This is a genomic window from Symplocastrum torsivum (genome assembly GCF_059505465.1).
Map to the genome: position 1 here is coordinate 1 of NZ_JCACKQ010000046.1, position 15,043 is coordinate 15,043.

Annotated in this window: 12 protein-coding genes; 3 read left to right on the top strand and 9 right to left on the bottom strand. The window is 46.1% G+C overall.

The genetic code is table 11. The features are described from left to right. Positions 1 to 323: 323 nt before the first annotated feature. The 3 genes from AC5JL3_RS15640 to AC5JL3_RS15650 all read right to left on the bottom strand — a co-directional run bounded on the left by AC5JL3_RS15640 (position 324) and on the right by AC5JL3_RS15650 (position 3,661). Positions 324 to 1,655, bottom strand: coding sequence for a DUF2254 domain-containing protein (locus AC5JL3_RS15640; protein WP_496075354.1), 1,332 nt, complete (start codon positions 1,653 to 1,655; stop codon positions 324 to 326). After that, entirely contained in the window at positions 1,652 to 2,671 is a 1,020-nt protein-coding gene (locus AC5JL3_RS15645) for a mechanosensitive ion channel family protein (RefSeq protein WP_496075355.1), read from the bottom strand. Before AC5JL3_RS15645 ends, AC5JL3_RS15640 begins: the two co-directional genes overlap by 4 nt. 69 nt (positions 2,672 to 2,740) lie before the next feature. Then, positions 2,741 to 3,661, bottom strand: a complete 921-nt coding sequence (locus tag AC5JL3_RS15650; RefSeq protein WP_496075356.1) for a metallophosphoesterase — start codon at positions 3,659 to 3,661, stop codon at positions 2,741 to 2,743. A gap of 370 nt (positions 3,662 to 4,031) precedes the next feature. Here AC5JL3_RS15650 and AC5JL3_RS15655 point away from each other — a divergent pair, with 370 nt between their 5' ends. Next, the gene (locus tag AC5JL3_RS15655) at positions 4,032 to 4,985 is read left to right on the top strand and encodes a hypothetical protein (protein ID WP_496075357.1); all 954 of its coding nucleotides are present in this window, start codon (positions 4,032 to 4,034) and stop codon (positions 4,983 to 4,985) included. Between the two features lie 222 nt (positions 4,986 to 5,207). On the opposite strand, the gene AC5JL3_RS15660 is transcribed toward AC5JL3_RS15655, so the two are convergent. The 6 genes from AC5JL3_RS15660 to AC5JL3_RS15685 all read right to left on the bottom strand — a co-directional run bounded on the left by AC5JL3_RS15660 (position 5,208) and on the right by AC5JL3_RS15685 (position 12,637). After that, positions 5,208 to 7,259: a serine hydrolase domain-containing protein gene (locus AC5JL3_RS15660; protein ID WP_496075358.1), complete on the bottom strand. Its 2,052-nt coding sequence runs from the start codon at positions 7,257 to 7,259 to the stop codon at positions 5,208 to 5,210. A 28-nt stretch (positions 7,260 to 7,287) separates the two neighbouring features. Next, positions 7,288 to 9,330, bottom strand: coding sequence for a serine hydrolase (locus tag AC5JL3_RS15665; RefSeq protein WP_496075359.1), 2,043 nt, complete (start codon positions 9,328 to 9,330; stop codon positions 7,288 to 7,290). Positions 9,331 to 9,651: 321 nt separating this feature from the next. Beyond that, positions 9,652 to 9,921 carry an SH3 domain-containing protein gene (locus AC5JL3_RS15670; RefSeq protein ID WP_496075360.1) on the bottom strand — a complete coding sequence of 90 codons (270 nt, stop codon included), beginning with the start codon at positions 9,919 to 9,921 and terminating at the stop codon, positions 9,652 to 9,654. Between the two features lie 5 nt (positions 9,922 to 9,926). Next, the gene (locus AC5JL3_RS15675; RefSeq protein WP_496075361.1) at positions 9,927 to 10,253 is read right to left on the bottom strand and encodes a hypothetical protein; all 327 of its coding nucleotides are present in this window, start codon (positions 10,251 to 10,253) and stop codon (positions 9,927 to 9,929) included. Positions 10,254 to 10,545: 292 nt separating this feature from the next. Further along, the gene (locus AC5JL3_RS15680; RefSeq protein WP_496075362.1) at positions 10,546 to 11,235 is read right to left on the bottom strand and encodes a response regulator; all 690 of its coding nucleotides are present in this window, start codon (positions 11,233 to 11,235) and stop codon (positions 10,546 to 10,548) included. A gap of 292 nt (positions 11,236 to 11,527) precedes the next feature. After that, on the bottom strand, positions 11,528 to 12,637 hold the full coding sequence (locus AC5JL3_RS15685; RefSeq protein WP_496075363.1) for a sensor histidine kinase: 1,110 nt from the start codon (positions 12,635 to 12,637) through the stop codon (positions 11,528 to 11,530). A gap of 645 nt (positions 12,638 to 13,282) precedes the next feature. Here AC5JL3_RS15685 and AC5JL3_RS15690 point away from each other — a divergent pair. Both AC5JL3_RS15690 and AC5JL3_RS15695 read left to right on the top strand, forming a co-directional pair. After that, complete coding sequence (locus tag AC5JL3_RS15690) at positions 13,283 to 13,951, top strand: hypothetical protein (RefSeq protein ID WP_496075364.1); 669 nt, start codon at positions 13,283 to 13,285, stop codon at positions 13,949 to 13,951. A gap of 168 nt (positions 13,952 to 14,119) precedes the next feature. After that, entirely contained in the window at positions 14,120 to 14,995 is an 876-nt protein-coding gene (locus tag AC5JL3_RS15695) for a hypothetical protein (RefSeq protein WP_496075365.1), read from the top strand. The last annotated feature ends 48 nt before the right edge of the window (positions 14,996 to 15,043 follow it).

A 15,043-nucleotide genomic window follows, 5' to 3' on the forward strand; every position in this document is an offset into this window, starting at 1 on the left:
CTGTCCCAATTTGAACCATAAATGGGACAGTCGCCATCCCGAACAACGATTTTTCACCATTACAGACTTCTAGGCAGTGAGCGGTCAGACATCAAAAATGGGACAGTTCCTTCTGACTCCTCACTACTGGACTTTAGACTAAATCGAAAACCACGCTATATGTAGTGCATTTCGGTGACAATTTTTCCGAAAAAAGCGCTACCTGTGACATTAGTCTAAACTCCAGTCACTAACGACCAAAATTTTTCCATTGTTAAGACTAAGCCCTAATGGTTGTCACTTGATGCGCTCGTCAGTTGGTAGTTATCACAGCTTTTCCTTACTCATCGCTGCTCTAACGCCTTGACTGCCGCCAAATATTGCTCCTCAATACAAGCGCGATCGCACTCCTGAGCTACCTCCTCACGACTACTGCTCTCGATTACATTGGCATGATGCAGAAGTGCTACCCGATCTTTCTTGTTGCGAGTATGGGTTGCAATAACGGTGATCGCTTCCAACATTCGGATTCTTACCGCTACATCCGGTTTGCTGTACTGTCGAATTTGATTAAAGGCATCATCGGTTAGCTTTGCAAACGTCACCGGGTCGGCAATCACGCGCAGCTTGTTGTCGTCATCGTAGCGATAGGGAGAGGGGAAATCTCTTTCGGCTAAGCGGCACAGTGCTGCACTTAGCTGGTCAATACATCGGATAGCGGTAAATGGATCGTTAATGCCTGGGGAAATGGCACGAAGCGCGACTTCAACGAGTTCGTTGATGCAAAACTCTATATCCTGCTGCTCAGTGCGTTCTTTACCCAAGATGAAAGCATCATTGAATTGCTGGGTGAGCTTCTCGTTCACTCGTTCCCCAGGCCAAACCCTCACCAGTTCGCTTCCTTGCACGACGAACTTGCCTGGGCGATGTTTAAGACGCACCAGGAGGTCTTTCGACTTGGCAATTTTCATCAACGTCTCGTCATCAATTGCCTGAAGATAACCGCTACTCGTTGCCAGAATTGGAGAAGCTTCCTGGTCGAAACCCATGGGGATTTCCTCAACCCACCGCCGTTTGTTCTGCGACCCACTATAGCCAATCTTTTGGGGGAAGAGGCGATCAATCGCCTTGTCCAAATCGCTGCCGACCTCCCCGATGATTTGCGCTGCCTGAATCGAGGTTGAGGCGTGATGGATAAAGTAGATTAGCACGCCGATACTCGTGATCGCCAGCAAGAGGCCGACCGTAACCGATATCTGCGGCACAAACACATTGTAGTTATCCCCTCGGACTGTTCGCAGTACGAGCAAGCAGTAGATAAATGTGGCGATGAACGTGCCAAGCACAACCTGATTGCCCGTGTCCTGCATAAAGTTACGCATCAGTCGCGGACCGAACTGTGAGGATGCCAGTGTAAGAGCAACGATGGTGATCGAGAAGGCAGTACCCGCAACGGTAATCATCGAACCAGCAATGGTAGAAAGCATTGTACGCGCACCATCGGGACCACCCGTGTAGATCCAGGCTAACTTCTCAATTGGTCCAGACTTGCCTGCTCGATCAAGGGATAGCATTGTAAACGCCAAAGCGATCGCCATACCCGCCATCAGTGTCGGCACGAACCAGTAGCTGGAGTGGAGGGAGTCCCAAAGTTTGCCTAACTTGATGTTTTTCATCGACCATCGTTAACGGCTTGAGGATGATCGCTCCCATTCCCATCTCTTTGCGCCCGTATTTCGGCAAGCTTCCTGAGTGAACCACCAATGCTACGTGGCTTCGGCACTTGTTTGTTCCCAGCCGGCCATCCTTCTCGTTGACGTGAGCGATCGCCATCTGTCTCTTCTGTTTGGTCGTGGAAGAGAATCTGCTGCGTCGGGAAGGGTAGGTCAATGCCGTTAGCAGTGAGTTTGTTCTTAATGGCAGAAAGAACCCTGTCTCGCGAGTCGAGAGCATCTGCACGTCGCGGGGGGTTGATCCACCACCGGGCGCGGATGTTCACGGTACTCTCAGCAAGTTCCATCACCAAGGCATCGGGGGCGGGTTCCCTCAAGACATCATCCACGCTGGCGATCGCTTCCAAAATCAATTCCTTCGCTCGGTCAATATCGTCTCCATAGCCGATGCCAACATCGTACTCCAGTCGGCGGTTATCGAAGGCGGTGTTGACCATCACTGAATTGGTGAACAGTTCAGCGTTCGGAATGACGATGCGGCGACCATCATAAGTTCTGATTGTCGTGGCGCGTGTTTGAATGTTTTCAACCGTTCCCTCGAAGTCTTTGAAGACAATTTGGTCATCGATTTGGAACGGCTCAGTCAAAAGAATCAAAATCCCAGCCAGAAAGTTCTGAAGGATATCGCGGAACGCAAAACCAATTGCCACACCGCTGATGCCCAACAGTTGAACCAAATCTCCTGCCTTGAATGACGGAATAACAATGGATAACGCGACAAATAGACCGACTAAAATGGTAATTCCTTGGGACAAACGTCCGAGTACCAGTCCTAAATTCCGCGCCTGCCGATGCCTTCGGGTAAGGCGTCTGACCAGTGACCTGATACCCCTTGCCGCCAAATAAAAGAGCGCAAAGACGATTATCGCTAACGCAATATTTGGCAGCATCAGTACCAGGCTGTCGATCATGGCCTGAATTTTTCCCCAGGCTGTTGTTACTGAGTCTTTGGGATTCATTACTCCTCCGCTTGAAAAACTTGGATCAGTCAGACTCTAAATTAAGGCTCTGAGTATTTTCTTCCTCAATCAGAGGGAGGATTGCAGAGTGAATAAAGTGACCTCTGGTGGGCAGTTGAGCCGTATCGGTACGAGGCTAAAACCAATGCCTCGGTTCACGTAAAGACGATTCCCTGGCTGTCCATATCCTTTAATCCAGCCATCAGCGTGTACTTCATCCTCCCTAATGAAAGTCAACCAAGACCATTCTGGTGTGAAGGGTACGCGAATTTGCCCGCCGTGTGTGTGTCCGGCGACAGCCAACGGTGCAGTGCCAGGAGGTAACGCTTCAAAGGAATCTGGATTGTGCATCATTACTAACCTTGCTGCTCCGTCCGGCACTGGCGCTAGCGCAACTTTCGGTTTATCGTTATTCGACCAATGTGCGCCGATACCTACTAGGTATAGGGGTGCGTTGACTTCCGTGTTTGCTGTCGTTTGGTTGCGATTCTCAGATGGTGCAAGGATAACAGCCTCGTTCTGGAGGACTTGGACACCCACTGATTCAAGCGCTTTATGCAATTTAGCCGCCAACTTCTCGTCCGGTGGTGCGTGCTTGTTTTTCATTGCATAGTCATGATTGCCCAAGACAGCATAAGTAGGGATGCCTGCTAGGGTAAGCGATCGCACAATTTCAACAGCCTTGTTAATCTCTTCGCTTGGGTCTTTGCCTGGATCGTAGATAAAGTCACCAGCAATTAGCACGATTGCAGGACGCTCCTCAATTAGTTGTTTCACAATGCGGCGGATAGTACTGGTGTTGTCCATCCACATTCCTATTTGCCAATCAGCGATGAGTGCGACTCGTTGCCCTTCCCAAGCGGAGGGAAGATTGGGGATTTCTGCAACTTCTTCTTCTGTGTCGATGAAGTAAGGTTCGAGCAATCCCCAAAAGAGAAGTAATCCCAAAATTCCTAACAAACCTAATAATGTGTATTTAAATTTCTTCATCTTTGATAAGCTTCCTGATACTTTTAGAGAAAACTTTAGGCAACTACTGCCCTAATTAACTCCATTAAGTACAAGACACAACTTTTGAAATAATTAATACGTGGTTTTACACAAAAATGATTAATGCAATAATTTAATATTAGAACTTTGTCTAGCAAAACAAAGATATAGTTTAAAATTTATGCCATCTTTAAGCTTTAAGTTATAAGCTTGAGTAAACTATTGTTTATAAAGTTTACCAAGTATCTATACTTATGTTTATAGATGCTTGATATATTGCTTGTTCTTAGATTTAAACAGCTAATTTGTAGAGTTTCTTAGAAGTAATAGTTAATCTTGTAAGCGTAGCAATAAGGCAAAGGTATATATAATGACTCAAAACAAGCCACAGTTTAATCAACCTGACACAAATACTGGCTTCCAGGAAAAGAATATCGACAATATTGAGAAGCAGCAGCCTCAGGCTCAGACTGACGAAAATGCAGAATCTAAGCAAGATCAATCATCAGGCTCAGGCATGGGTGCAAGGATAGCTGGAGCAGCAGTCGGTGGCGTACTCGGTGCCCGCTCTGGAGGAATTGTTGGTGCTGTAGCAGGCTCAGTTGCTGGCGCGATGATTGGTAAAGGTACGGCTGATACGGTTAACCGTGCTGTAGATAATTTAGGGGATGCAGCACACACTGTAGCAGACGGTATTAAAGAGACTGTAGAAGAGCTAGGGACAGTAGCAAAGGAAACTGCTGAGGAAGTTAAACCATCTATCAAAGGTACAGTAGAAGCAGTCAAGGAGACAGTTGAGGAAACTAAGCCTTCGATTAAAGGTATAGCCGAATCTGTCAATCAGACAGTTAAGGAAACCAAGCCTTCTATAGTAGATGCAGTCAAGGGCGCATCAGAGGAAGTCAAACCTACGATTAGAGAAGTAAAAGATTCAGTCAAGCAGACAGTCGAAGGTGTCAAACCTTCTGTACGAAGTGCAGCGGACTCTATTAAGAGTACTGCCGATGAAGTTAAGCCTTCCGTCAAAGCTGTAGCGAAGGAAATTGAGGGTACCACTAAGGATGTTAGATCGACTGTAAAAGGTACAGCGAAGGCAGTTGAGCCATCGATAAAAAGTGCAGCCGAATCAATGAAGTCATCTGGCAAGAGTGCAGCCGAATCTGCTAAAGGTGCAGCGCACGATGTTAAGTCATCTGCCCAAAATGCAGCCGAATCCGCCAAAGAGGAAAATCAGGATAATGATATTCACATCTCCGGCAGTGCAGAAGTCAAGGAAAGAGTGATCATTAATGACAAGAGAATGATTAAGGACGAGGTAAAGTAAGGACTTAACTTTAGCTTGTTAAAGCTGGCGCTAAAAGAGTTTAACAGAGAGTGGATCTTAAGAAAGAGTCCACTCTTTCCTGTGTAGGAGGAATGCGATCGCCCAGGGGGTACGGAGATATCTATTTAGTAAAGAAGAACTGAAAACGTTGTATTAGCCAAAATTTGATTACACTTTTCCGTTATTGTTGAGCGCCTGATATTCTCTAAAACATTTCTCCGGTTAAAACTGAAATCCCAATAGATTCCAGTAGGTTAGGAAGGGAATGAAAGCTAACGCAGCCAGCGTAATTAACAAGTAGTAAGACCGCGCCATAACTGACCAATATTTATTCTTCCAACCCAGAACAGTAAAGACAGCTAATCCCAAGGTCAAGACAGTGGCAATTAGGGGAAGAGAGAGGAACGCGATCGCAAATGCTGGTACTCCATATGCCAGCTTCCATGCCCCGTAAAACCAAAGCAACAAAGGCAAACCAACGATGAAGACCAAATTCAGAGTACTGACAAGTCCCGCTAACAACCAGGCTCGGCTGTAGTGCCGCTCAATTTGAAAAGGCTTGCCTCGTAAACGGCGAATCAGCGGACGTATCGGCCAGATGAAGAAAGCTGACAGGAAAATCAGTACACAAAAGCCAAGCAATCCTAACTGCACCCAAGCCGTTTCATACCACGGTACTCGCTCGTAGGCTCCTATCTTCGGCCAAAGTGGATTAAACGCGAATTTGATCAGATTACTGCCCTCATCTTCAATAGCTCCTCCAAAGGCAGTCAAGGCATCATCATTAGCTCGCTGGAATAACTGCGGTCCTACAGGGATTAACTTTATGTTTTGAGGATTGTTCAGAAAGAACAGACCAGGGGTTTGAATTACTAAAGTTCCGTTATCGCCCTTCTTAATATTGATATGCTTAAACACTGCCGATGGCTTGAGGAAGGTGGCGTGGGGATACTCCACATCGCGGTAGGTGCCAGTGAAGCGATCGAGTTGTTCATTGGTAAGGGCAAGGGGTTTTAAAGGTGCAGGTTTATCGGGAACGGGAAAATAATGGTCTAACAACTGAGACAGTAGTTTTCCATGTATCCCACTGAAGCTGTTGCTGGCAATAAAAATGCCAATATTTTGGTCAGGCATTAGGGTGAGGGAGCTAGAATACCCCCGCAAACTTCCTAGGTGTCCGATCATGCGAATGTTGTTTTCCAAACGTTCGCGAAAACTGTAGCCAGTACCCGGCAATTTGGGATGGTGGGCGAAGTGCGTCTTGTGCATCAGCCGCACCGTATTCTCCTCCAGAATGCGTGAGTTTTCGTAGCGACCGCGCAGCAAGTGGGCAATCATAAAATTAGTCATATCGGTAGCCGTCGTACTCATTGCCGCTGCTGGGGCAATATTGAGATATAGGAACGGGACGGGTTTGAAGTTGCCACTTTGATGCTGATAGCCCACCGCCAAGTTATCAGCTAACGCAGGCGGCGGTGGTTGGAGAAACGTGCTGCGGCGCATCTCCAGTGGTTGAAGGATATTTTTATCAATATATTCTGCGAAGGGTGTACCAGAAATCTTTTCCACTACATAGCCCAACAAAGCAGTGCTGTGGCTGGAATAGCTGTAGAGTTCACCGGGGCGCGACACAATGGGTGGCATATGGTCAGCCAGATAATCTCCCAACAGCTCCATTTCAGCTTCAGTGCGAGCTGCCAGTCCGATGCGTCGGACAGTAGTACCGTCTGTGTGCATCATCATCCTGGCGGCTGTGACTGTCTCGGAGTAAGGGTTCTCTAGTTCAAAGTCGAGGTACTTATTGACATCGGCATCCAGGTCAAGCTGTCCTCGCTCGTACAACTGCATCGCTGCTGTCGCTGTGAATAGTTTGGAGAGAGAGGCAACACGAAAGAGGGTTTTATCTGCCTCAACGGGTATCTTTTTCTCCAGGTTGGCATAGCCGTAACCCTTGGCGAAAAAGAGCTTTCCATCTTTCACCACAGAGATGACTGCACCGGGAACATGAGTCTTCGACATCTCCTCGTTAAAGAAGTTGTCTACGAAAGCTTCCAATTCCTGCGGTTCCTTAAGTCCTAATCCTGTAGGAGATGCAGGCACCGACTTCTCCGGTTCAGTGACTTGCTGTGGTTGACTGTCTAAAATGGGCAGCTGCTTCGAGCCACTTTGAGCCACACTGGGCATCGTCAGTCCTGACAACGAAAGCGAAAAGGAAAGAATTGCTAGCAGCAACCAATGAACTAGCTTTCTACTAAGAAATCCTCGCTGTCTCATAGTTTCTTTTTACCTTCTCGTAAGCTGGTTAAAACTGAAACCCCAAGAGATTCCAGTACATTAAAAATGGGATGAACGCCAGCGCTGCTAGCGTAATCAATGAGTAGTTCACGCGATCGTTCGCTGACCAATTCTTGTTTTTCCAAGCCAGTACAGCAAATGTAGGTAATCCCAAAGCCATGCCAGTAGTCACGGGCGGAATGCCAAGCAAGGCAATCATTACAACAGGGACACCATACAAGAGCTGCCAGACACCAATTTGCCAAGCGACTAAAGATAGACCAATCAAGAAAACCAGATTTAGAACGCCGACCAAACCAGCCACTAACCAAGCGAGTCGAGTCAATCTGTCGTCCTGAAAACGCCGCTTACGGACACGGTGGCTCAAAGACCTGACAAACCAGGTAATGCCCGCCGACAGGAAAAGCACCGCGCAAAATCCAGCTAAGCTCAACTGAAAAGGGATGGTTTCGTACCAGGCTATCTTCCGAAAAGCACAAATTCTTGAACCAATGGGATTAAACAAGTAGTTAATATTGCCATGAGTGTCCTCTCCAAAAGCTGTGTAAGCATCATCATCAGTTCGTTGGAATAACAACGGCTCCACGGGGATCAACTGTGTTTTTACAAACCGTTCAGGAAAGAAGAAATTTGGAGTCTGAACGGTCAAGGTCCCATCCCTATTGGCTTTCACCTGGAGGTCTCCTAATGGGGCACCGAGACTAGCAAGGGTACCACGAGGATACTCAACACCACGGTAAACGCCAGTAAAACGATCAGCTTGCGTTGCAAAGTTGGGTAGAGGCTTAGGGGGTACAGGTTTCTCTTGAACGGGATAATAGTGATCGATAAACTGATCACTCAGTTTTTCATGGATTCTATTGAAACTGTTGCAAGCAACAAAAAGTCCTACGTTCTGGTCAGGAAGTAAGCTCAGAGAACTGGAGTACCCACGTAAGCTGCCAAGGTGCCCAATTGTCCTAATGTCATTTTCCAAACGTTCATGAAAGCTGTAGGTGATGCCCAGTAACTTTGGATGGTGGGTGAATTGCTGCCGATGCATCAACTTTGCAGTCTCCTCGTTCAAGATACGCGAGTTTTCATAGCGACCGTTCTGGAGGTGGGCAATCATAAAGTGAGCTATATCGGTGGCAGTCGCACTGAGCGAAGCAGCCGGGGCGATGTTGAGATAGAGGAATGGTCGCGACTGCAAGTGGTCATCTTGATACTGATAGCCTACAGCCAGATCAGATGCCAAGTTTGGCGGCAGTGGCTGGAGGAAAGTGCTGCGCTGCATCTTTAGCGGTTGCAGGATGTTCTCGTTGATATATTGAACAAAAGGAACACCGGAGATAAGCTCCACCAAATAGCCTGCCAAAGTAACTCCCATGTTGGAATAGCTGTAGAGTTCACCGGGTTGCCATACTATCGGAGGCATATGAGCGGGGATGAACTCTTTCAAAGGCACCATCTCTTCTGCCGTTCGAGCCGCAATCCCGAATAGTCGCTGACTACTGCCATCTGTTTGAGTCATTAAATTGGCAAGCGTCATCGGTTCTGGATATGGGTTTTCGATTTGGAAGTGCTTGAGGTACTGATTGATATCTTTGTTTAGGTCAAGCAATCCTCGCTCGTATAGCTGCATCACTGCCGTCCCTGTGAACAACTTAGAGATAGAAGCAACGCGAAAGAGAGTTTTATCGGGGACAACAGGTATCTTCTTTTCCACATCAGCATGGCCATATCCCTTGGTCAAAAGGATTTCCCCATCTTTTACCAAAGCAACAACCGCGCCAGGGACGTGTTCTTTCTGCATTTCCTGAGTAAAGAATTTGTCTAAAAAGGCTTCCACTTCCTGCGGATTGCTTGGTCCCTGACGAGTCGGGCGTGGTGGCGCAACCCGCTCCGATTCAGGAGGTTTGGGCTGTTGGGGAGATAAGAAGGGAAGCTGACTGGTTTCAGTTGGCGCTCCCTGAGCCAGATAGGGAAACCCGGACAGTGAAAAGAATAGGATAATCCCGATAATTCCCCAACAAATTTTCTTGATGGGGTTATACGTGCGTTTTTTCATACCTGTTTTTTATTTCTGATACCCAGTTGCATTGAAATAGCGCATCTGGGTACAAGCTATCGAGTCAAAACTGACCGCTGATGGCTGATGGCTACTTGCTATGAGGAATCGTCAGCTTAATTCAACAATTCCTGTTCAGGCACTCCAAGCCCTTCATCACTTTCCCTAGCATTAGAAACGTAATTGATGATTGCCCCGATCGCAAAGATCACAAGGAGTGCCAAAATTGATAGAAAAACAAGTATCACAATGTTCCTAGGACGTGGGTTTTTCATTTCAGTTCGCTTTTAAGCAGAGGTTACTGCCATCACACCCAGACAATTAAGGACAATAGGTGAGATAAGACGCAGATACATAACCTTGCAAGGGTGCTGAAATGGGTACCCAACCATTTACGCCACGATTTTCAATGGCAACATTCTCCCCATTGGTTACAACCCTGACAACAGCACTCTTAATTGATGACTCTCGCCGGACAGCAAGACCACCTTTGGCTGAAACTTCGCGGCAGTTTTGTGGGGGAGGAGACGACTGACAAGAGGTGAGAAAACCCGCATATACATAACCTTGTAGGGGGGCTGAAATCGGCATCCACTCTACGCCGGGATTCCCAACAACAACATCTGCACCTCTATTCTCAACAACGGTGACATTCCGTCCTGAGGGATTATTCCAAGTGCTCTGCTGTAAACTGTGGGTTCTTCCCGGACATGAAGACCATTCCTTGCTGCAACTTCCAGGCAGTTGTCCGAACCTTGTGCCAGTTGATATACGCCTTCGTTCTGGAAAGATGTTTTTCCTAAAGTAGAGGTCTGAAATTCCTGAAGTGTGGCTGTACTAGCGGCGGTAGAGGGAGGGACAATAGCTGTCAAAGCTGACATTAGTAAAGTAGGCACAGCTACAATTTTTTGCCAACGGCTCATCTTCATCTGTTTCCTCGTGAAAATTTTTCTGGGGGTACGGTTTTCTAGTTCTAGCTAAAATTGGAATTCCAATAGATTCTAGTAGCCTAGAAACTGAAGTACCTAAAATTGGTTAATCAATACTTTAATTATTAGATTCTTCTCAATAAAATCAAGATATAATCCAGGTTTAGAAGGTAATTTATATATTAAAGCGTAACCTGATAAACACTTTTGCCTAGCCAGTTTAGTTTACATCTATACCTGAATTTAGAGATGAACTAGACCAAATTCTTCCTTAGAGTAAAAACAGTTAATCTGCTAACAAATCTGGAGAAATGAGTTGTTTTTGGATGGCTAAGACAGCCGCTTGAGTGCGATCGCGTACCTCTAGCTTCTTCAAGATCGAATGAACATGGACTCTGACGGTACCAGGAGCAATGTAGAGAAGGTCTGCAATCTCCTGATTGCTCCGTCCGGCTGCAATCATTGCCAAGATTTCCTGTTCGCGCCTTGTGAGCGGATTTTGGAGTGATTCTTCAGCCTCTGAGGGGGTAGAACCAGGTTGTGCGCTTTGATGAAAAGTAGATTGAATCTCGGTGGTGGCGGCTTCATCCCACCAGGAAGCACCCACTGCCACAGAACGGAGCGCCAGAATTAGAGTATCTGCATTAATTCCCTTTAAGCAGTAACCTTTGACACCCACTTCAATTAAGCGAGCAATCAGAGGTTTTTGGTAACGAGAGGTTAAAGCAAGGATCGGTAGCTCTGGGTGCTGTTGCTTAAGTTGTTCACAAGTCTCAAGACCACCAATCCCCGGCAGTCCGACATCGAGTAGAACAATATCAAGCGGGTGTCGATTGGCTAATTCTATAGCCGTCTCACCATCCTCAGCCTCAGCAACTACTTCTAATCCCGGTTCCTGTTGCAAGCGCATAGATAAACCGAGACGAAACAATTCGTCATCTTCAACCAGCAAAATCCGTAGTGCATTCGAGGTCATTTTTACCAGATAGAAGTGGCTTTCATCAGCAGACAGAAGTAAGTACTAAAGCGAATGTTACAGAAGTTTCCTACCCTATCCATCCTCTCTAGAAGTGAACTAGTGCAAAATCCCCAATAATCTTCCCTTGAAAAGCGAAAGCTTACAAGAAAACAACAGCCGATGAGGAGTCGGCTGTTATCGATGTATTAGGCATGATCTAGCTAACACTCTCACTTTGAAACACAGATATGGCAGCTTATTGTCATTTGCATGAAGCTTCTGTGTTGCCTAATCGAATTAAGAGCTGTAATTACAGTTGTTTTGACTGATGGTGTAGAGGTAATGTGAATCCGAACAAAGCACCGCCTGGTGAGCGATTGTTGCCCCAGACAGTACCACCGTGGGCTTCAATAATCTGTCGCGTCAAGTATAGCCCCAGCCCAGACCCCATCGACTGGCGATCGCTATCTCCTTGGTAAAACCGCTCAAACAAGCGAGGAAGTTCATCGGGTGCCATCCCCCGTCCATTATCGAGAATTTTCACAACCTGATAGGCGGCATCAGACTCAAAGAAAATCTCCACGTTGCCACCACGAGAGCAATTATTAATTGCATTCGTCAACAAGTTGGTAAAGACTCGCAAGAGTTGTAGCGCATCTCCAGTTACGCATAGGAAGCGGTCAAAGTCGAGTTCTGCATAACTCAGACTAATATTCACCTGCCGCTTTGAGGCTAAACCTGATACTGTAGCGATCGCCTCTTCGGCTAGATCGACCAGCTTAACAGGAGCGAGTTTTAACCTTAATCCCTCTGTATCGTTACGATAGACATCCAATAGCGTCTCGATTAACCCAAGTGAGTTCTCATGACTCCGAGTGATTGCTGCCAAAACTTTTTGCTGTGCGGCTGTTACTGCACCATATTTTTCCTGCTGCAACGATTTCAATGTCTCAATCGCTCCGAGGAGTGGTGTTTTCAGATCGTGGGTTAACGTTGACACGAAATCCTCTCGCGCACTAGCTAACTGCTTTTGTGCCTGTAGCTTCGTCTTGTGTCGGGTGATCGCTTCTTCATGACGTAAAATGCGATCGCTTAGCCAACCTGTGACTACGAGGGCAAGCGCCATAAGCAGGCGATTTATGACTGTCGTTGAGTTGAGCCACTCTGGCTTAGGGAAAAATACATTCAGAAGAGTTAAGCCGATTGCCATCACCGTGACTTGAATTGTTACCGAACGACTCAGGCGTGAAGAAGCCAACAAAATTGGTGCGGTATACAGGAACCCCAAGGCATAAGGTGGTGGTGTGAAGAAATCTAATGTGGCAATAATTGCGAATAACCCGGCAATGAGACAGCGCGTATGGAAGTGCTGCTCCTGAGACCAACGTGTTTTTAAAATTGCCATTAATCGGCGTAGCATTTCAAGCTACTGTAATTTACACTACTCGATACACAATAGAAGTAGATAAGATTCTATCTTAAGCAATGAATTAGTGTTTATCTACTATTTATATCAAGAGATATAAATAGTAGATAAACAGGCTGACTTCCGAGTTTATAACAAATGCATATTTAGACATTCAAAAAAACCATAAACTGGAAACTATATCTTGATAACTATAATAAATTCGCTAAACTAAGTTTGTCTGATGAAGAAATAACTTACTTGTAGCTCTCTTCAGACTTAGATTGCTTGAAATAATATCCAAAGCAGAAGATTTTGATTTCATAAGCGCCATTCACATTTTTTAGATAAATAAGTCATACGGTAGAGGCAAATTAAATTAAAAAATGAGAGAACTTAAGGGAGATAGAAAAGGCAAAAAAAACTAATTTGTTTAGTAGCAGTTGCTTCCTTTATAGCCTTAGTAGCCAGTTGTGATGCTGCTATAAGGATGAGAAAGAAGAGATCTTGGGTATAGTTCTCAAATCCTTAGGTTTGTAGCAACGCCAGTGTGACATCGAATTCCCTGATGCTTGCTGTACGTCAGGTAGAAAAACTAAGCAAGCACAGCTTGATTCAAGAAAAGATTGTTGAAAAGAAAATGATTTTTAGGAGGTATATATGAATAAATACCAGCAGATAGGTTTTAACGCTGGATTAGTGAGAAGAATGCTTGGTTTTGGTAGCTTAATGATTGGTCTACCAGCAATTCCTCTAGCGGCATCGGCAGTACCTGTTTCTACTCTTGATAAGGTTAATCCCTGCCCTGGAATTTACTACGAAGAACCTTTCAATAGTAGAAATATAGTCCCCCAGGGATGTACACAAAATGCGGCTACACAGCATGTTCAAACAGGTGTGGTTTCTGAAAGACCAGTTATGAGGGATCAGGGAGTTTTCACTGAACCATTGACGCCCGCGCCGCCGCCAACAAGTGTTACTCAGCCGCCTCTACCAGAGGAGCGTAGCGAACCAATTGCCGCAATCATGCCAATGAATGGTCTGGTCAGCGTAAAACTGAAAAATAACACCAACGCTCCCATCTCCTATGAAGCAGTCGGACATACTGAAGGTCGATTTTTAGCAGGTGGAGAAGAAATAGTTCTGCAAGGTTTACCAACTCCTGTAACTGTCACCATGGTTCGTCAGGATGAAGGGCTACTGGATGTAGTTCCAATTTCTACCTCTGAGGCAGGAATGCTAGAGGTTTTATTGGATGAAGCAATGAATTTAGACGATAACCAGGGCGTACTAAGAATTCAAAGAGATGGTCAAGTCTTTTTGAACTAGCGCAAGTACAGTTTGCACAGATGCCTAGTGACGTTGAGATAGTGGCATCCACATCGCCTTGCAGTAGAAGGGAAACAACTACCAACAATTGGATAAGGAAACCTTCGACCTCATTTCTGGCATAACTGCCAGGGCATGACCAGTAATAATTTTAAGGAGATTCTTTCAATGAACGATAGATTTAGTAAAGTTCGGGTTGCCAGCTACGCAGGTGTCCAGCCGGACGATTCCGCGCAAATGTCATGGCATACTAAGGGTGCTGCGATCTGCGCTTCGCCGCAGCGCTTCGCTATCGCTTTAGCATTCTTTGCACTGCTTCTTCCGGCTTGCAGCACCAATGATCCAAACGCTGGTGGTCCTACCGCTCAGACTAACGTTGAAACAGAGGAAGTTGCTGAGGAGACGAACGAACTCCTTGGGAAGAGCGTGACAGTAAGAAGCGAAGTTGAAGAAAAAGTTGGAGCCAATTCCTTCACTATCGGTGATGACAAGCTTTTTGGCACTGAAAAAGTTCTCGTTATTAATGCTTCAGGAGAGCCTACTGTCCTTCCTGAAGATATAAAGCTTCAAGTAACAGGCGAAGTTCAAAAGCTTGTCGTTGCTGATATCGAGAGAGAATACAGTTTGGACTTGGAGCCAGAGCTAGAGGTAGAGTACAAAGACAGACCTGTGATTGTTGCCCAGTCCATTGCTCTAGCACCTGAACCCGGTGAAGTCACCAAAAACCCCAGCGCCTTCTACAACAAGACCATTGCCGTGAGGGCTGAAGTCGAAGACATCATTGGTCCAAGTTCGTTTACCCTTGATGAGGATAAGCTAACTAGCACCCAAGATTTACTGGTCTTGAATACAGCCCCTGGTCAAACCATCAACGATGGTCAGGAGGTTGTCGTAACGGGTGTACTCCGACCCTTTGTGGTCACCGACATTGAGAGGGACTACGATTTAAACTGGGATTTGACTCTGCAAAGAAAGCTAGAGGCAGAATACAGCCAAAAGCCTGCACTCGTTGCTAAATCCATATTCCCAGCCGCAGACGATTAAGTTGTTTGATTAGGTAATAAGGGGGGAGCAAATTGCTTTCCTCTTTTA